Source organism: Tsuneonella sp. HG249 (assembly GCF_053819205.1).
Map to the genome: position 1 here is coordinate 1860337 of NZ_JBSOQY010000001.1, position 15761 is coordinate 1876097.

Genomic DNA, 15761 nt, shown 5'->3' on the forward strand with positions numbered 1-15761 from the left:
CGGGCTCGTCCGAGCTCGCCTTCAGGGTGCTGCCCTCGTTCGCCTCGGCGGCGCCTTCGGCCGGCGAGTCAGTGCTCGGAGCGGCTTCTTCGGCCGGAGCTTCGGCGACGGCTTCCTCGGCGGGCGCGGCTTCCTCAGCTGCAGCGGCTTCCTCGGCAGGCGCTTCGGCGGTCGCTTCTTCGGCCGCAGCTGGCTCCTCAGCGGGAGTCTCTTCGGCAGCGGCCTCGACGGGCGCTTCCTCGGCGGGAGCCGCAGCTTCCTCGACAACTTCGGGCTCAGGCTCGGGCGCCGGAGCGGCGGCAGCAGCAGCGGCGGCCTCTTCAGCCTCGGCGGCCTTGGCGGCGCGCTCTTCGGCGCGTTCCTTAGCGGCTTCGCCCGGCTCACCCTTCTTGGGGTTGTTCCGCGCGGCGCGCTCGCGGACGCCTGCGGCATCGAGGAAGCGGGCCACGCGGTCCGACGGCTGAGCGCCGACCGAGAGCCAGTGCTTCGCGCGGTCGCCGTCGAGCTTCACGCGATCGCCCGAGTCCTTGGGCAGCAGCGGATTATAGGTGCCGATCTGTTCGAGGTACTTGCCGTCGCGCGCCGAGCGGCTGTCGGCCACCACGATGCGATAGTAGGGCCGCTTCTTCGCGCCACCGCGCGACAGCCGGATTGCAATTGCCATGTTGTCTTACCTTTCGATTCTAAACCGTTGAAATCACTTTTTTCGTAGAAGATCGTTCATGTTGCCGGGCATGCTGCCGCCGCCCAGGCCCGGGAGCGAAGGGGCGCCGCCGCCTCCGCCCATTCCCATGCCGCCAAGCGCACCGCCCAGCCCGCCCTTGCCGAACGCGGCGGCGAGGCCCTTGAACCCGCCCATCTTGCGGATCTGCTTCATCGCGCGGGCCATTTCCTGATGCATCTTGAGCAGCTTGTTGACGTCCTGCACGTCGAGTCCCGCACCCGCCGCGACGCGCTTCTTGCGCTTGGCGTTCATCAGCTCGGGCCGTTCGCGTTCCTTGGGCGTCATCGAACCGATCACCGCATCCATGTGGACCAGCACTTTGTCCTCGACGCCGCTCTGCGCCATCGCCGCCTTGGCTTTCTTCATGCCCGGCAGCATGCCCGCGAGCATGCCGATGCCGCCCATGTTCTGCATCTGCTTGAGCTGCGTGCGCAGGTCGTTGAGGTCGAACTGACCCTTCGCCATGCGCTTGGCCATCGCCTCGGCGTCGGCTTCCTTGATATGCGCCGCTGCTTTTTCGACCAGGCTGACGACGTCGCCCATGCCGAGGATGCGATCGGCGACCCGGCCCGGGTGAAACGCCTCGAGCGCGTCGAGCTTCTCGCCGGTACCGGCAAACTTGATCGGCTTGCCGGTGACGTGGCGCATCGACAGCGCCGCGCCGCCGCGCGCGTCGCCGTCCATCCGGGTGAGGATCACGCCGGTGAGCGGCACCTCGCCCGAGAACGACTGCGCGACGTTGACCGCGTCCTGCCCCGTGAGTGCGTCAACCACGAGCAGCACTTCGGTCGGCGCCGAGACCCCGGCGACCGCCTTCATCTCGTCCATCAGCGCCTGATCGACGTGGAGCCGGCCGGCGGTGTCGAGCAGCAGCACGTCGATGTTCTGAAGCTTGGCGCTCTCCAGCGCGCGCCGGGCGATATCGACCGGCTGCTGGCCCTTGAGGATCGGCAGGGTGGCGACGTCGACCTGCGTGCCGAGCACTTCGAGCTGCTCCTGCGCCGCCGGGCGGGCGACGTCGAGCGAGGCCATCAGCGCCTTCTTGCCGTGCTTCTCGCGGATCCACTTGGCGAGCTTGGCAGTGGTGGTGGTCTTGCCCGAGCCCTGGAGGCCTACCATCATGACCACGACCGGCGGCTTGGCGGCGAGGTTCAGCCCTTCGGCAACCGCCCCGTCCCCGCCCCCGAGCATCTCGACGAGTTCGTCGTGGACGATCTTGACGACCTGCTGCCCCGGCATGACCGAGCGCAGCACGTCCTGCCCGATGGCTTTCTCGGTAACCGCGTCGATGAACCGGCGCGCGACGGGTAGCGCCACGTCCGCCTCGAGCAGAGCGACGCGCACCTCGCGCATCGCATCGCGCACATCCTGCTCGCTCAGCGCGCCGCGACCGCGCAAGCGGTCGAACACGGTACCGAGGCGATCGGACAGGTTGTCGAACATGCGCTACCTCAAAAACGGCGGTAAACCGCCAAATGCGAAAAACGCCGGCGGACGAAACCTCGTCGGCCAGCGTGCGGATCCCACAAAGAGAAACCCGACTTTATCTGTTTCAGTGGTGGAGCCTAGCGGGATCGAACCGCTGACCTCCTGCATGCCATGCAGGCGCTCTCCCAGCTGAGCTAAGGCCCCGTGCCACTGATTGCTTGCCCCGCCCCCTGGGAGGAGCCGGCAGGCCGCGCCCTTTATGAGCGAGGCCCGCGCTTGGCAAGCAGTTTAGCTATCGTCTTCGTCGTCGTCGCCGCCGGTCGTGACACCGAGGTCGTCATCCCCGCCGAGGTCGACATCGTTGTCCGGCGAATCCTCGTCTTCGTCGATTTCGATGTCTTCCAAATCGTCACCCGCCAGGTCGGCATCGGGCTCGACGTCCTTCTTCTTCTCTTCCTCGAACGGGATCGGTTGCTTGGACTTGAGGACCGGTTCCGGGAACCACTTCTCGCCGCATTCGATGCACTCGACCGGCTCGTCCTTCGTAAGGTCGTAGAAGCGCTCACCGCACTTGGGGCACTGGCGCTTGGCGCCCCATTCAGGCTTGACCATGGAAATTCCTCAATGCTGCCTGGTCCGGATGCGGACAGGGCCAAATTCGTGGAAGACTTGATGGGTGGCGATGCACCGGAATCAAGAGCGGGCGCGCCTTGCCAGAACCCACCCCCGCTGTCAAAAGCCGCGCGCTTTGACGGACCCCGGACTTCCCACTCCCCGACGCTTCCTGCCTTCCGGCCCCTTGCGCGGACGCATACGCGTGCCTGGCGACAAGTCGATCAGCCACCGGGCGGTCATGCTCGGCGCTCTGGCCGTCGGGGAGACGCGCGTCACCGGCCTGCTCGAAGGCGAGGACGTGATGGCCACCGCCGCCGCGATGCGGGCGATGGGGGCGAGCGTCGACAAGGTCGGCGACGAATGGCGCATTCATGGCGTTGGCGTCGGCGGGCTGCTTCAGCCCGGTGCGGCCCTCGAGATGGGTAACTCCGGCACCTCGACCCGGCTGCTCATGGGACTGCTGGCCAGCCACGCAATCACCGCGTGCTTCACCGGTGACGCCAGCCTGTCACGCCGACCGATGGGCCGAGTGATCGAGCCGCTAGGCCGCATCGGCGCCCGCTTCACGCCATCCCCCGACGGAACACTGCCCTTGATGATGACCGGCGCACGCGTTCCGGTGCCGATAGAATACAGGCTTCCGGTCGCCAGCGCCCAGGTGAAGAGCGCGGTGCTCCTCGCCGGGCTCAACACCGCCGGGATCACCACGGTGATTGAACCTGTTCCGACACGGGATCACTCCGAGCGAATGCTGCGCGGCTTCGGCGCGGAGTTGAAGGTCGAGGAAGCCGGCGGCGAACGCATCATCCGCATTCGCGGCGAAGCCGATCTCGCGCCGCAATCGATCGAAGTCCCCGGCGATCCAAGCTCGGCGGCGTTCTTCCTCGTTGCCGCCACCATCGTCGAGGGCAGCGACCTTGTGATCGAGAACGTGGGCCTCAACCCCACGCGCGCCGGCCTCGTCGAGGTTCTGCGCCAGATGGGCGCCCGCATTGAAGAGCTCGATCGCCGCGATGTGGGCGGCGAGCCCGTTGCCGATCTGCGCGTCCGTTACGCGCCCCTCACCGGCATCGAGGTCGATCCCGTACTGGCACCGAGCATGATCGACGAGTTTCCCATCCTCTTCGTCGCCGCGGCCGTCGCGGAAGGACGCACGGTCACCCGTGGGCTCGACGAATTGCGCGTGAAGGAATCGGACCGGTTGGCCGTGATGGCCGCCGCGCTCACCGGAGCCGGCGCGCAGATCGAGGAAACCCCCGGCGGGCTGGTGGTCCGTGGCACCGGCGGCGAACCCTTGCGCGGCAACGCCGATGCCCGTGTTCAGACCCACCTCGATCACCGCATCGCGATGAGCATGGCGATTGCCGGTCTCGCCAGCAGCGACGGGGTCGAGGTCGACGACATCCGCCCGATCGCTACCAGCTTCCCTGCCTTCGAGACGCTGCTGGAAAAGGCGTGCGCATGAGCCTGGCACTCGACCCCCAGATCGCCAACTGGATCGGTTTTGCCGGCACGTTCTGCATTATCGCCGCCTACGCCTATCTGACGTTCCACGACCGGCCGAACCCGTTCGTGCTGCACGGGACCAACCTGGCGGGCGCGGCGCTGCTCACCGTATCGCTGTTGGTGCACACCAACCTCGCCAGCCTCATCCTCGAAGGCTTCTGGGCAGCCATCGCGATCTTTGGTCTGGTGAAGGCGCTGCGGCAGCGCGCACCAGCGGCATGATCATCGCCGTCGACGGCCCGACGGCATCGGGCAAGGGAACCATCACCCGCGGGCTCGCCGGGCATTTCCGGCTGCCTTACCTCGACACCGGCTTGCTCTACCGGGCGGTCGGACGGCAGGTGTACCTCGACGGCGGCAATCCGGACGACGGCGGGGATGCGCTGGCCGCCACCAGCTTTCCCGACAGCCTGCTCAGCGATCCGCGTTTGCGCAGCGAGGAAACCGGCGGGCTCGCCAGCCGCGTCTCGATCCACCCTTCGGTCCGGCAGGCCCTCTTTGAACGCCAGCGTGCGTTCGCCACCCAGCCGGGCGGGGCGGTGCTCGACGGGCGCGACATCGGCACGGTCATCGCGCCCGACGCCGACGTGAAGCTGTTCGTCACTGCCAGCGTCGAAGCACGCGCCATGCGTCGGTTCACGGAAATGCGGGACCATGGGCTCGATGTGTCGCTCGAAGCGATCGCCGACGATATTCGCGCCCGCGATGCACGCGATACCGGCCGCCCCGACGCGCCGCTACGCGTCGCCGACGATGCCTTCGTCATCGACACTTCGGCAATGACCCGGGAGCAGGCGCTGGCTGCGGCCATCGAGGCAGTCGAGACAGCGCGGCGGCGCTGACAAATCCATTTTCCTACACACGATGCGCGCGGCATAGGCCGGCCATGCACCCTTTCGAACCGCTCGCCCCGATCCCGAACCTTAAGCTTTCGCGCGGCCGAGTTTTCATTATCTGTACTGTGTGCCATGTGTGCCAAGTCCTACAAGCCTGGCCGGTTTGCGCTTGCCCTTCGGCACTCTCCCGCGTAAGGGCGCGCCCGTCCCGACAGCCTCGCTCGACAGGACCTTCGCGGCGCATGCGGCTCCGCGGAGACCACGGCCCTCTTGGCCCGCTATGGCAATCCCGCCGACGCGGAGAAAGACCCCGGTAAAACCGGCGGCCGGTAGCAAAACGTGAACAGGAACCCTGATCCTATGGCATCGACTGCCAACCCCACCCGCGCCGATTTCGAGGCGCTTCTCAACGAACAGCTCGGCGGCGCCGGCGAAGACGGCTTCGAAGGCCGCGTCGTCAAGGGCACCGTGACCGCGATCGAGAACGGCATGGCCGTGATCGACGTCGGCCTGAAGAGCGAAGGGCGCGTAGCGCTCAAGGAATTCACCCGCGGCGAAGGCGGCGAAGACACCGAGCACGGCCTGTCGGTCGGTTCGGAAGTCGAGGTGTTCGTCGACCGCGTCGAAAACGCCGACGGCGAAGCGATGCTCAGCCGCGACCGCGCCCGCCGCGAAGCCGCCTGGGACAAGCTCGAAAGCGAATTCGGCGAAGGCAAGCGCGTCGATGGCCGCATCTTCGGCCGGGTCAAGGGCGGCTTCACCGTCGATCTCGACGGTGCCGTGGCCTTCCTGCCCGGCAGCCAGGTCGACATCCGTCCGGTCCGCGACGTCGGCCCGCTGATGGACATGCCGCAGCCGTTCCAGATTCTGAAGATGGACCGCCGCCGGGGGAACATCGTGGTCAGCCGCCGTGCGGTGCTCGAGGAAACTCGCGCCGAACAGCGCAGCGAGTTGATCGACAAGCTCGTCGAGGGCCAGATCATCGATGGCGTGGTCAAGAACATCACCGACTACGGTGCGTTCGTGGACCTTGGCGGCATCGACGGCCTGCTCCACGTCACCGACATGAGCTACAAGCGGGTCAACCACCCGAGCGAAGTCATCAATATCGGTGACACGGTGAAGGTGCAGATCGTCCGCATCAACCCCGAGACCCAGCGCATCAGCCTCGGCATGAAGCAGCTCGAGAGCGATCCGTGGGATGGCGTCGCCGCCAAGTACCCGATCGGCATGAAGATGAGCGGCACGGTGACCAACATCACCGAGTATGGCGCTTTCGTCGAGATCGAGCCCGGCATCGAAGGCCTCGTCCACGTCAGCGAGATGAGCTGGACCAAGAAGAACGTGCACCCCGGCAAGATCGTCTCGACTTCGCAGGAAGTCGAAGTGATCGTGCTCGAGGTCGACAGCGACAAGCGCCGCATCAGCCTGGGCCTCAAGCAGGCCCAGCGCAATCCGTGGGAAGAGTTCGCGGAAGCTCACCCGGTCGGCGCCAAGGTCACCGGCGAAGTCAAGAACGCGACGGAATTCGGCCTGTTCATCGGCCTGCCCGGCGACGTCGACGGCATGGTTCACATGTCCGACATCGCTTGGGGCATCTCGGGCGAGGACGCGCTGGCGCTGCACCGTAAGGGCGAAGAGGTCGAGGCCATCGTTCTCGACGTCGACGTCGAGAAGGAGCGCATCAGCCTCGGCATGAAGCAGCTCGAGAAGGGCGCGCCTTCGGCAGCGGGCGGCGCGACTTCCTCGGCCTCTGGCGTCAAGAAGAACGACATCGTCACCGTCAACGTCCTCGAAGTGCGCGATGGCGGGCTGGAAGTGCAGGTCGGCGACGACGGCGCGACCGGCTTCATCAAGCGCAGCGACCTCGGCCGCGACCGCGACGAGCAACGGCCCGACCGGTTCCAGGTCGGCCAGAAGCTGGACGCCATGGTTATCGGTTTCGACCGCTCGAAGAAGCCCAACTTCTCCGTCAAGGCGCGCCAGATCGCCGAAGAGAAGCAGGCCGTCGAGCAGTACGGTTCGTCGGATTCGGGTGCGTCGCTCGGCGACATCCTCGGCGAAGCGCTGAAGGCGAAGTCCGAGTAGGCAGCCTCCCCCTTATGGGACAGGAAGGCCCGCCCGCGAGTACCCGTTCAGGGGCTCGCAGGCGGGCCTTTCCTACATCGGGCGAAGAGCCTACTTTCCCCCCATGCTTGAAATCCACCAGTTCCCCTGCCTGAGCGATAACTACGGTTTCCTGCTCCACGATCCTGTCAGCAACGAGACTGCCGCAATCGATACGCCGGACGGCGACGCCTACCTCCGCGAAGCGGCGGCGAAAGGTTGGCAGATCACCCAGATCTGGAGTACGCACTGGCATCCCGATCATGCGGGCGGCAACGCCGCGATCAAGGCCGCGACCGGATGCGCGATCGTCGCCCCGGCCGAAGTCGAGCGGATATCGCCGATCGACCGGATCGTGCGGCACGGCGACACCGTGATGCTTGGTGAACACGAAGCTGCGGTCATCGACGTCGGAGGACATACCAACGGCCACATCGCCTATCACCTCGCCGATGACGGGCTCGCCTTCGTTGGCGACAGCGTTTTCGCCCTGGGATGCGGGCGGATGTTCGAAGGTGAGCCGAAGCAGTTCTGGAGCAGCCTCGAGCGCATCAAGGCGCTTCCCCCCGAAACGATGCTCTATTGCGCGCACGAGTACACCGAGTCGAACGCCAGGTTCGCTTTGCACGCCGATCCCGACAATCTCGACCTGCAGCTCTACGTGGCCGAGATCGAAGACCGCCGCGCCCGACGCGAGCCGACCGTTCCCACCAAACTCGAGCGCGAATTACTCACCAACCCCTTCCTGCGGGCTCACCGCGAGGACCTGCGCAACCGCTGGGGCGGCCACGAACCGCACGAGACGTTCGCCAGGCTGCGCGCGGCGAAGGACAACTTCTGAGCGTGGCGATCCGCGGCTTTCACGCGCATATCTACTTCGACCCGCACGAGCTCGCGCAGGCACAGGCTCTGGCGGATGCGGCGCACACCAAGTTCGGTTGCCCGGTTGGCCACTTCCACACCGCGCCGGTCGGGCCGCACCCGCGCGGCTCGGTGCAGCTCTCGCTCCGCCCGGAGGAGTTCGCCCGCTTCGCGCTGTGGGCGCCGGAAGCTCGCAAGGGACTGACGATCTTCGCCCACGGATTGAGCGGCGACGACCGGGCCGATCACAGCCGCTACGTTGTCTGGTTCGGCCCTTCGGAGCCGCTCGATCTCACGATCTTCGACTGAAATGAAGGCGCTCCGGGTCGAGCACCTTTCGGAGGACCTCTCGGGCGTTGCTCTCACGGACATCGCGCCTCCGCTACGCGCCGGGGGCGAAGTACTCGTGCAGGTCCGCGCGGCATCGCTCAATTATCCCGACCTGCTGATGACCCGGGGCGCCTACCAGTTCCGCCCAGACCCGCCCTTCACCAGCGGCATGGAACTCGCCGGCGAAGTGCTGGAAGCGGACGCGGGCTCGCGGTTCGCGACGGGCGATCGGGTGATGGGCGGCTCCAAGACGGGCGCCTTCGCCGAACTGGCGAGCATCTCCGCTCGTTCGCTGCGCCCCGTCCCCGCCGGACTGGACTACGATTCGGCCGCCGCGCTCGGTGCCACCTACGTCACTGCCTACACCGCGCTTGTCGAAATGGGGGGTCTCGAGAAGGGGCAATGGGTGCTGGTCCACGGCGCCAGCGGAGGCGTGGGTTTGGCGGCTTGCGACCTCGCGCGCGCGCTGGGGGCCCGGGTCGTCGCAGCGACGCATGATCCGGCGAAGGCCGAGGCCATTCGCCTCGCCGCACGGCCCGAGGCGGTGATCATCAATCGCGGGCGGTTCCGCGAGGAAGTGGCCGAGCTGACCGGCGGCGCGCTGTGTGATCTCGTGCTCGACCCCGTCGGCGGAGACGTGTTCGACGAAAGCACCCGCTGCGTCGCGTTCGGGGGAAAGCTGCTGGTGGTCGGTTTCGTCGCGGGGCGCATTCCTACAGTTGCCGTCAACATCCCGCTGATCAAGGGATTCGCGATAGTCGGCGTCCGCGCGGGCGAATACGCACGGCGGTTTCCAGACCGGGGCGCACGCATCGCTGACGAAGTCTCGCGACTTGCTGCGGAGGGTCAACTCCGCCCGCTGATCGATCGAGTGCTTCCCCTCGCCGCATGGCGAGAGGGACTCGAGGCGATGGCAACAGGTAAACTGGTCGGGAAAATCGTCCTGCGGCCCTGAAGGCCCAGGCGCTCAGATCCCCGCGATGATCTCGTCGGCCAATTTGCGATCTGCGGTCTCGCCATGCTTTTCGGCGATCAGCTGACGCGCGGCGGTGGCCGCGGCCGCTGCAGCCTGAGTCCGCAGGTCGGCGATGGCAGAGCGCTCCGCCGCGGCGATCTTTTCGCTTGCCGAAGCCTTGTGCCGGGCGATCAGCGCGGCGGCGTCCGCCTTGGCCTTTTCGACGATCTCGGACGCATTGCGCTCGGCCGAGGCGCGCATCGCAGCGATGTCGTTCTCGGCATCGGCGGCCTTGCGAGCATATTCGTCGCGCAGCTTTTCCGCCTCAGCGCGTAGCGCTTTGGCTTCATCGAGCTGCTTGCGGATCTCGCCGATTCGCGCGTCGAGCATCCCTGCGATCATCTTCGGCACGCCCGCCTTGAGCATGATCGCGAACACCACGAGCATGGCGAGCGCCACGAAGAAGCCGGGACCCAGCGCTTCGACGCCGAACGCGCCTGGCGCCGCGTGCTCTTCGCCCGCGTGAGCGGCAGTGGCGGTCAGGAAGTCAAGCACGGCTCAGGGCTCCCGCAACGGCCTTGCGAGCGGCAGCGTCGGTAACGCTGGCGCCGGTCAGCTTGGCGACGATGTCGCGCGCCGCCTCGGCGGCGACGCCTTCAATTTCCGATCGGGCGCTGCGCCGCGCGTCGTCGAGAGACGCCTCGGCTTCGGCCGTCTTCTTGGCGAGATCGGCATTCGCCTTGGCGATGCTCTTGTCCGCCGCGGCTTGCGCCTTGGCCTTTGCCTCGGCCGCCTGGGCAGCCGCCTCGGCATGGACGGCGTTGATCTTCGCCCGCCAAGCTTCCTCGGTCGCGTCGGCATCGGCCCGCAGTCGCTCAGCCTCCGCAAGGTCGGCGGCGATCTGCGCGTCTCGCGCATCGATCGTCGATTCGACCTTCGGCAGGATCCCTCGTCCGACGACGAAGAATATCACGCCCAACGTCAGCAGCAGCCAAAACCACTGCGACTGATAGACCAGCGCCAACTGAGAAATCTGGGGCATCTGTTTCGCTTTACGTTCTGTGACAGGACGCGGCGGACGCTGGCGCCCGCCGTAGCCAGATCAACGCGCGTAGAGGATGATCATCGCAACGGCGAACGCCATCAGGCCGAGCAGTTCGGCGGCGGCGAAGCCGATGTAGAGGACGGTCGTCTGGCCCGGCGCAGCGGCCGGATTGCGCAGCGCGCCCTGGAGGAAGTTGCCGAACACGGTGCCGACGCCGGCAGCCGCGGCGCCCGCACCGATGGCGGCGAGACCGGCACCGATGACCTGTGCAGAAGCGAGATCCATATTCTTAACTCCGTTCGAAAAGCGATTGAAAAATCAGTGAAGATTGACCGCGTCGTTAATGTAAAGCGCGGTCAGCAGCGCAAACACGTAAGCCTGGATACCGCCGACGAGCAGTTCCAACGCGTTTACGAAGATCAGGAAGACGAAACACAGCGCCGAGATGCCCCAGCCAAGCGCGCTTTCGGCGTTGAGGCCCTGCACGACGAAATTGCCGAACACCTCGAGTAGCACGTGGCCCGCGAACATCGCCACGAAGGGACGCAGGCCGAGGCTGAACGGGCGCACGAGGAAGCTAACGAACTCGATCGGCGCCACGAACATTTTGACCGGAAGCGGCGCGCCCTTGGGCACGAACAGGCTGAGAAAGTGGAGCCCGTGCTTCCAGAAGCCGACGCCGAGCACGATCGCGAAGCTCAGAATGCTGAGCACGCCCGTAACGGTGAACTGTCCGGTCACCGCGAATGGGTGAACGCCCGGAATGACCGCAACCGGCATCGCGCTCATCCAGTTCGAAACGAGGATGAACATGAATGCGGTGAAGATCCACGGCAGGTACTTGCGGCCTTCGGGGCCGATGCCCTGCTTCGCGATGTCGCCGACGAAGCCGGTCATGCCCTCGACCGCTGCCTGCCAGCGGCCGGGCACAAGCTGCCGTCGCGTGCCGCCCCACATGAATACGAGGATCGCCACGAGGACGATCATCATCCACAGCGCGGAATTGGTGAACTGGAAAGGCGAGGCCAGCAGTTCATCACCCCCGATGGGGGCGATGGCGAACTGGTGCATCGGGTCCATTTTGGCTTCGGCTGCCACGATCTATCCTGTGAAGTCTGGCCGTCAGGCGTTCTTGTTCAGGCGCACGACCTGGATGCAGGCGCCGAAGAAGGCGAGAAACATCAGGCCGAGCATGATCCACGGCCGGGTACCCGCCAATTCATCGAGGAACCATCCGATGACGATGCCGCCCAGCGGGTAGCCCACCATGGTCGAAGCGATGCTCATGGCCCGGCTGCGGCCGTCGACTACCGGCTTGTCGAGACCAAGGCGCTTGTCCTCGGCCTGGCGCACCGATGCGATCCGCTGCTCGAGCGAATCCAGCGCCGGGTCCTCACCGAGTGGTGCGTTTTCGGGATCGTTCGCCACGAAGAGCGTCAGCCTCGCACGGGGTTCATAGGGAAGTGCGGCCAGCAGGGCCGGCCGCGAACGCGCCGCCATTAGGGGGGCCTCCCATGCGAGTCAACCGTGCGGGCGCGCCGCGCCAGGCTTGTCGTGCGAGGCCGCCAGGGCCGCGCAAAACTAGCGCCGCGCTTCACCAGCTACCGGTATTCGGCATGCTCACCCAGGGCTCCTGCGGCGGCAGACTGCCCTCCTGCAGCAATTCTACCGAAATGCCGTCGGGCGACTTAACGAAAGCCATGTGGCCGTCGCGCGGCGGCCGGTGGATCGTATGCCCCGCGTCCATCAGGCGCTGGCAGGTCTCGTAGATGTTGTCGACCCGGTAGGCGAGGTGACCGAAGTTGCGGCCGCCGCCATATTGTTCGGGCGCGCTGCCGTCTTCCGGCGGCCAGTTGTAGGTCAGCTCGACTTCGGCGAGCCCCTCCTGCCCAGGAGCGGCAAGAAAGATCAGGGTGAACCGACCGGCCTCGCTTTCGAACCTGCGCACCTCCTCGAGGCCGACTAGCTTGAAGAAGCCGACGGTCGCCGCGGTGTCGGCTACGCGCACCATAGTGTGAAGGTATTTGACCAAGGGCCGTCTCCGTCCAAACTCGATTCATTGACGAAGATGAACGGTTCCTGGTTCCCACGCAAACCGAGGGTGTACGCACCGCCGCAGGGCAGTCGCCCTCGACAGCGGCACGAGCGTGGCTCGATCCGCGACGCCAGCCAGGCCTATTTCGAGATGCCGTGCCGGGGGCGGCCAGGCCGCCCCCGGCCGGAACTAGAAGCTGGCACCTACCGAGAACACGACCGCATCGTCGGTCAGGTTGTTCACCGATGGAGCTTCTACGCCCACATAGGACACGCCAAGTGTGAGGCTCCCAAGCACCGTCGCCGTGGCGCCAAGCGACCAATCGAACGACTCCCCGTCCGGATCGAACGAAAATGCCCCATCCGTGTACCCGAGGTGCGCGTTGAGCGAGACGGGCGTATTGGGAATCCCGGCGCTGAGATCGGTGCGCAGGTAGAGGCTGTCGTCGGCGATGCCCTTCTGGTCCCAGGCATAGTTGGCCCCCACTTTGGCAGTAACTGGGCCGAGCGTGCCGATGACTGTGGCGTATGGCTCGAAAAACTCCGCATCGACGCCTGAGGCGTTCGAAGGATAGGCGTAATAAAGCAGCCCAACATCAAGCCCGACGCCCTCGCTGACGTCGCCGGTCCATCCGCCGAAAATGTCGACTTCGACATCGCCGTAGAAGTCGGTGCCGCCATCGTCGATCGACGAGGCCCAGTTGCCGAGATAGAAGCCGCTGTCGTGCGTGACGGTTATCGCACCCTGTAACGCGGGGTCGCCGCCTGATAGCGAGACCCCGCGGAAACGGTAGTCGGATACGAGGGTTACGTTGCCGGTAACTGTAAGGCTGCTCGGAGCTTCCTCCTCTTGGCCGAATGCGGGTGCGGCCGTGAGCGACGCGGCGATAACGGAAGCGGCGAAGGCGCCGCGAATGGACGTAAGCATGGCAAACTCCTTGGTTTGTGCCTCGTCCCACCTGCGCATACGCCGGGGGCCCGTCATTAATGCGGACCGCCTTCCGGCAAATGCGAAACTTTCTTGCCGCGCGATGTTGCGCTGCACAAGAAAAAAATAGCGTTACGGCGACGACACGTAGCCAGTGTTGATTTCCTGCATCAACTTCCGTGCAGACGCGCTCACAGGTTGCCGCCGAATGCCCCCTACCCTATGCGCGCACCCACCACCCCCAAACATACCGCGACCCTCCTCGTGCTCGACGCTCTTCGCCAGCTATTTAGGAATGCTCCCCCTCCGTCGGCACACGCAGTGCCGAAGGGCGCGCGCTTTTATGTAGTTGGCGACGTTCACGGCCGCCTCGATCTGTTCGAAGCGCTCATCGATGCAATCGAGACTGACGATCGGTCCTCAGGTCCTGCAAACACCACCATCGTGTTGCTTGGAGACCTGGTCGACCGTGGGCCCGATAGTGCCGGTGTCATAACACGGGCGATCCGTTGGCATCGCGAGCGATCGGTGGTCCTCCTTGCCGGCAACCACGAGGAAATGTTCCTCGATTCCTTCGAGGACACCGGCGTGTTGCGGCACTTTCTTCGCCACGGCGGTCGTCAGACCATTCTGAGCTATGGCATACCCCGGCAGGACTACGACGGCGCTTCGCTCGAGGAACTGCAAGTGATGATGCGGACCGCCGTGCCTGCCGAGCACATCGCATTTCTGGCCGAAGCGAAGGATTACCTCGAGGCCGGAGACTATCTGTTCGTGCACGCCGGCATCGTACCCGACGTGGCGCTGGAGGAGCAGGCTCGGCACCACCTGCGATGGATTCGCGATCCTTTTCTCGATCACGCCGCGCCTCACTCTCACATGGTCATCCATGGCCATACGATCACCGATGGCGTCGAAATGCGCAGCAACCGGATCGGCATAGACACCGGCGCCTATCGTTCGGGGAAATTGACCGCGTTAGTCCTCGAAAGGACCGGACGACGCGTCATTCAGACTGCCGAGAGCAGCGATGGCATTGTCATCGAATCGAAGGACAAAGTAGAATGAAAATTGCCATGGTCGGATCAGGATATGTCGGCCTGGTTTCGGGGGCCTGCTTCGCCGATTTCGGGCACGACGTGATTTGCATCGACAAAGATCAAAGCAAGATCGATCGCTTGCAGGACGGAGTGATGCCGATTTACGAGCCCGGACTGGACGCGCTCGTGGAGGCGAACGTCAAATCCGGCAGGCTTTCCTTCACGACCAATCTGGCGGAGGGCATCGAAGGCGCGCGCGCGATCTTCATTGCGGTCGGCACGCCCAGCCGGCGCGGCGACGGACATGCCGACCTTTCGTTCGTTCATGCGGTGGCGAAAGAAGTCGGCGAAAGCCTGGCGCAAGATGCGGTCGTCGTTACCAAGTCCACCGTACCCGTCGGCACAGGCGACGAAGTCGAGCGAATCATCGCCGACACCGGCTGCAGCCATCGCGTATCGGTCGTTTCCAACCCAGAGTTTCTCCGCGAGGGAGCGGCCATCGGTGACTTCAAGCGGCCGGATCGCATTGTGATCGGCGCGGAGGACGAATTCGGCCGCGAGGTCATGCGCGAAGTCTACCGCCCGCTGTTCCTCAACGAATCGCCGATCCTGTTCGTCAATCGGCGCTCAAGCGAACTGATCAAGTACGCCGCCAACGCATTTCTCGCGACCAAGATCACGTTCATCAACGAGATGGCCGATCTCTGCGAAAAGGTCGGAGCCAACGTGCAGGACGTGAGCCGGGGTATCGGGATGGATGGCCGTATCGGCGCCAAATTTCTCCACGCAGGCCCAGGCTACGGCGGGAGTTGCTTCCCCAAGGATACCTTGGCGCTGCTCAAGACGGCCGAAGATTACGACAGCCCGGTCCGGATCGTCGAAGCGGTCGTGAAGGTCAACGAGACACGCAAGCGGGCCATGGGGCGCAAGGTGCTCGAAGCATTGGGGGGCAGCGAGGCGGCCCGGGGCAAGAAGGTTGCACTGCTCGGCCTGACGTTCAAACCAAACACCGACGATATGCGCGATAGCCCGGCTATCGCGGTCGCACAGGCGCTGACCGACGCGGGTGTTGAGGTATCGGCCTACGACCCGGAAGGCATGGACCTCGCCAAACCGATGATGCCGGACGTCCGGATGTGCGCGAGCCCCTATGAGGCGATCGAGGGCGCCGACGCGGTCGCGATCGTCACCGAATGGGACGAGTTCCGCGCCCTCGACCTTGGCCGAGTGAAGGAACTCGCCAACGCGCCCGTGCTGGTCGATTTGCGCAATATCTACCGGCCCGAGGTCGTCCGCGCGGCAGGCTTCACGTACGCAAGCATCGGGCGGGGCTAAGCGCCCCGCCCCGCGCTC

The 15761-nt window shown here is 65.4% G+C and carries 18 protein-coding genes, 1 tRNA gene and 1 pseudogene; 9 read left to right on the forward strand and 11 right to left on the reverse strand.

Annotated features, from left to right (window positions below; genetic code table 11):
* Nucleotides 1-211: 211 nt before the first annotated feature.
* The 4 genes and pseudogenes from rpsP to ACWPM1_RS09400 form a co-directional block, all read right to left on the reverse strand.
* Nucleotides 212-664: pseudogene (rpsP, locus tag ACWPM1_RS09385) on the reverse strand (30S ribosomal protein S16); the annotation flags it as partial.
* A 33-nt stretch (nt 665-697) separates the two neighbouring features.
* Complete coding sequence (gene ffh, locus ACWPM1_RS09390; RefSeq protein WP_455694571.1) at nt 698-2167, reverse strand: signal recognition particle protein; 1470 nt, start codon at nt 2165-2167, stop codon at nt 698-700.
* Nucleotides 2168-2280: 113 nt separating this feature from the next.
* Nucleotides 2281-2356 (reverse strand) — tRNA-Ala (locus ACWPM1_RS09395).
* 84 nt (nt 2357-2440) lie between these two features.
* On the reverse strand, nt 2441-2764 hold the full coding sequence (locus ACWPM1_RS09400; protein ID WP_455694572.1) for a TIGR02300 family protein: 324 nt from the start codon (nt 2762-2764) through the stop codon (nt 2441-2443).
* 136 nt (nt 2765-2900) lie between these two features.
* Here ACWPM1_RS09400 and aroA point away from each other — a divergent pair, with 136 nt between their 5' ends.
* The 7 genes from aroA to ACWPM1_RS09435 all read left to right on the forward strand — a co-directional run bounded on the left by aroA (nt 2901) and on the right by ACWPM1_RS09435 (nt 9361).
* Entirely contained in the window at nt 2901-4232 is a 1332-nt protein-coding gene (aroA, locus tag ACWPM1_RS09405; protein WP_455694573.1) for a 3-phosphoshikimate 1-carboxyvinyltransferase, read from the forward strand.
* Complete coding sequence (locus ACWPM1_RS09410; protein WP_455694574.1) at nt 4229-4495, forward strand: CBU_0592 family membrane protein; 267 nt, start codon at nt 4229-4231, stop codon at nt 4493-4495. The genes aroA and ACWPM1_RS09410 overlap by 4 nt, the downstream gene beginning before the upstream one ends.
* On the forward strand, nt 4492-5115 hold the full coding sequence (locus ACWPM1_RS09415) for a (d)CMP kinase (RefSeq protein WP_455694575.1): 624 nt from the start codon (nt 4492-4494) through the stop codon (nt 5113-5115). Before ACWPM1_RS09410 ends, ACWPM1_RS09415 begins: the two co-directional genes overlap by 4 nt.
* Before the next feature lie 354 nt (nt 5116-5469).
* Nucleotides 5470-7197 (forward strand): 30S ribosomal protein S1, encoded by a 1728-nt coding sequence (rpsA, locus tag ACWPM1_RS09420; RefSeq protein ID WP_455694576.1) that lies wholly within the window; start codon nt 5470-5472, stop codon nt 7195-7197.
* 103 nt (nt 7198-7300) lie between these two features.
* Nucleotides 7301-8056, forward strand: a complete 756-nt coding sequence (gene gloB, locus ACWPM1_RS09425; protein WP_455694577.1) for a hydroxyacylglutathione hydrolase — start codon at nt 7301-7303, stop codon at nt 8054-8056.
* 2 nt (nt 8057-8058) lie between these two features.
* Nucleotides 8059-8385, forward strand: a complete 327-nt coding sequence (locus ACWPM1_RS09430) for a DOPA 4,5-dioxygenase family protein (RefSeq protein WP_455694578.1) — start codon at nt 8059-8061, stop codon at nt 8383-8385.
* A gap of 1 nt (nt 8386) precedes the next feature.
* The gene (locus tag ACWPM1_RS09435; RefSeq protein ID WP_455694579.1) at nt 8387-9361 is read left to right on the forward strand and encodes an NADPH:quinone oxidoreductase family protein; all 975 of its coding nucleotides are present in this window, start codon (nt 8387-8389) and stop codon (nt 9359-9361) included.
* A gap of 12 nt (nt 9362-9373) precedes the next feature.
* Here ACWPM1_RS09435 and ACWPM1_RS09440 read toward each other — a convergent pair whose 3' ends face one another.
* From ACWPM1_RS09440 to ACWPM1_RS09470, 7 genes are all read right to left on the reverse strand, one after another.
* On the reverse strand, nt 9374-9916 hold the full coding sequence (locus tag ACWPM1_RS09440; RefSeq protein ID WP_455694580.1) for a F0F1 ATP synthase subunit B family protein: 543 nt from the start codon (nt 9914-9916) through the stop codon (nt 9374-9376).
* A complete protein-coding gene (locus ACWPM1_RS09445; protein WP_455694581.1) occupies nt 9909-10403 on the reverse strand; it encodes a F0F1 ATP synthase subunit B family protein in 495 nt (164 codons plus the stop codon). Before ACWPM1_RS09445 ends, ACWPM1_RS09440 begins: the two co-directional genes overlap by 8 nt.
* A gap of 60 nt (nt 10404-10463) precedes the next feature.
* Nucleotides 10464-10691, reverse strand: a complete 228-nt coding sequence (locus tag ACWPM1_RS09450) for a F0F1 ATP synthase subunit C (protein ID WP_455694582.1) — start codon at nt 10689-10691, stop codon at nt 10464-10466.
* 33 nt (nt 10692-10724) lie between these two features.
* The gene (locus ACWPM1_RS09455) at nt 10725-11507 is read right to left on the reverse strand and encodes a F0F1 ATP synthase subunit A (RefSeq protein ID WP_455695153.1); all 783 of its coding nucleotides are present in this window, start codon (nt 11505-11507) and stop codon (nt 10725-10727) included.
* 21 nt (nt 11508-11528) lie between these two features.
* Nucleotides 11529-11906: an AtpZ/AtpI family protein gene (locus tag ACWPM1_RS09460; protein ID WP_455694583.1), complete on the reverse strand. Its 378-nt coding sequence runs from the start codon at nt 11904-11906 to the stop codon at nt 11529-11531.
* A 94-nt stretch (nt 11907-12000) separates the two neighbouring features.
* On the reverse strand, nt 12001-12438 hold the full coding sequence (locus ACWPM1_RS09465) for a VOC family protein (protein ID WP_455694584.1): 438 nt from the start codon (nt 12436-12438) through the stop codon (nt 12001-12003).
* A gap of 192 nt (nt 12439-12630) precedes the next feature.
* Nucleotides 12631-13368, reverse strand: coding sequence for a TorF family putative porin (locus ACWPM1_RS09470; protein WP_455694585.1), 738 nt, complete (start codon nt 13366-13368; stop codon nt 12631-12633).
* Nucleotides 13369-13590: 222 nt separating this feature from the next.
* Here ACWPM1_RS09470 and ACWPM1_RS09475 point away from each other — a divergent pair, with 222 nt between their 5' ends.
* Both ACWPM1_RS09475 and ACWPM1_RS09480 read left to right on the forward strand, forming a co-directional pair.
* Entirely contained in the window at nt 13591-14436 is an 846-nt protein-coding gene (locus ACWPM1_RS09475) for a metallophosphoesterase family protein (RefSeq protein ID WP_455694586.1), read from the forward strand.
* Nucleotides 14433-15743, forward strand: a complete 1311-nt coding sequence (locus tag ACWPM1_RS09480; protein WP_455694587.1) for a UDP-glucose dehydrogenase family protein — start codon at nt 14433-14435, stop codon at nt 15741-15743. Before ACWPM1_RS09475 ends, ACWPM1_RS09480 begins: the two co-directional genes overlap by 4 nt.
* Nucleotides 15744-15761 lie beyond the last annotated feature (18 nt).

Excerpts from the sequence above, each read along its gene's own strand:
- ACWPM1_RS09445 (WP_455694581.1), bottom strand. The coding sequence starts at position 10,403 with ATGCCCCAGATTTCTCAGTTGGCGCTGGTCTATCAGTCGCAGTGGTTT.
- ACWPM1_RS09400 (WP_455694572.1), bottom strand. The coding sequence starts at position 2,764 with ATGGTCAAGCCTGAATGGGGCGCCAAGCGCCAGTGCCCCAAGTGCGGT.
- ACWPM1_RS09415 (WP_455694575.1), top strand. The coding sequence starts at position 4,492 with ATGATCATCGCCGTCGACGGCCCGACGGCATCGGGCAAGGGAACCATC.
- ACWPM1_RS09410 (WP_455694574.1), top strand. The coding sequence starts at position 4,229 with ATGAGCCTGGCACTCGACCCCCAGATCGCCAACTGGATCGGTTTTGCC.
- ACWPM1_RS09475 (WP_455694586.1), top strand. The coding sequence starts at position 13,591 with ATGCGCGCACCCACCACCCCCAAACATACCGCGACCCTCCTCGTGCTC.
- ACWPM1_RS09460 (WP_455694583.1), bottom strand. The coding sequence starts at position 11,906 with ATGGCGGCGCGTTCGCGGCCGGCCCTGCTGGCCGCACTTCCCTATGAA.
- ACWPM1_RS09470 (WP_455694585.1), bottom strand. The coding sequence starts at position 13,368 with ATGCTTACGTCCATTCGCGGCGCCTTCGCCGCTTCCGTTATCGCCGCG.
- ffh (WP_455694571.1), bottom strand. The coding sequence starts at position 2,167 with ATGTTCGACAACCTGTCCGATCGCCTCGGTACCGTGTTCGACCGCTTG.
- ACWPM1_RS09480 (WP_455694587.1), top strand. The coding sequence starts at position 14,433 with ATGAAAATTGCCATGGTCGGATCAGGATATGTCGGCCTGGTTTCGGGG.
- gloB (WP_455694577.1), top strand. The coding sequence starts at position 7,301 with ATGCTTGAAATCCACCAGTTCCCCTGCCTGAGCGATAACTACGGTTTC.
- ACWPM1_RS09450 (WP_455694582.1), bottom strand. The coding sequence starts at position 10,691 with ATGGATCTCGCTTCTGCACAGGTCATCGGTGCCGGTCTCGCCGCCATC.
- ACWPM1_RS09435 (WP_455694579.1), top strand. The coding sequence starts at position 8,387 with ATGAAGGCGCTCCGGGTCGAGCACCTTTCGGAGGACCTCTCGGGCGTT.
- rpsA (WP_455694576.1), top strand. The coding sequence starts at position 5,470 with ATGGCATCGACTGCCAACCCCACCCGCGCCGATTTCGAGGCGCTTCTC.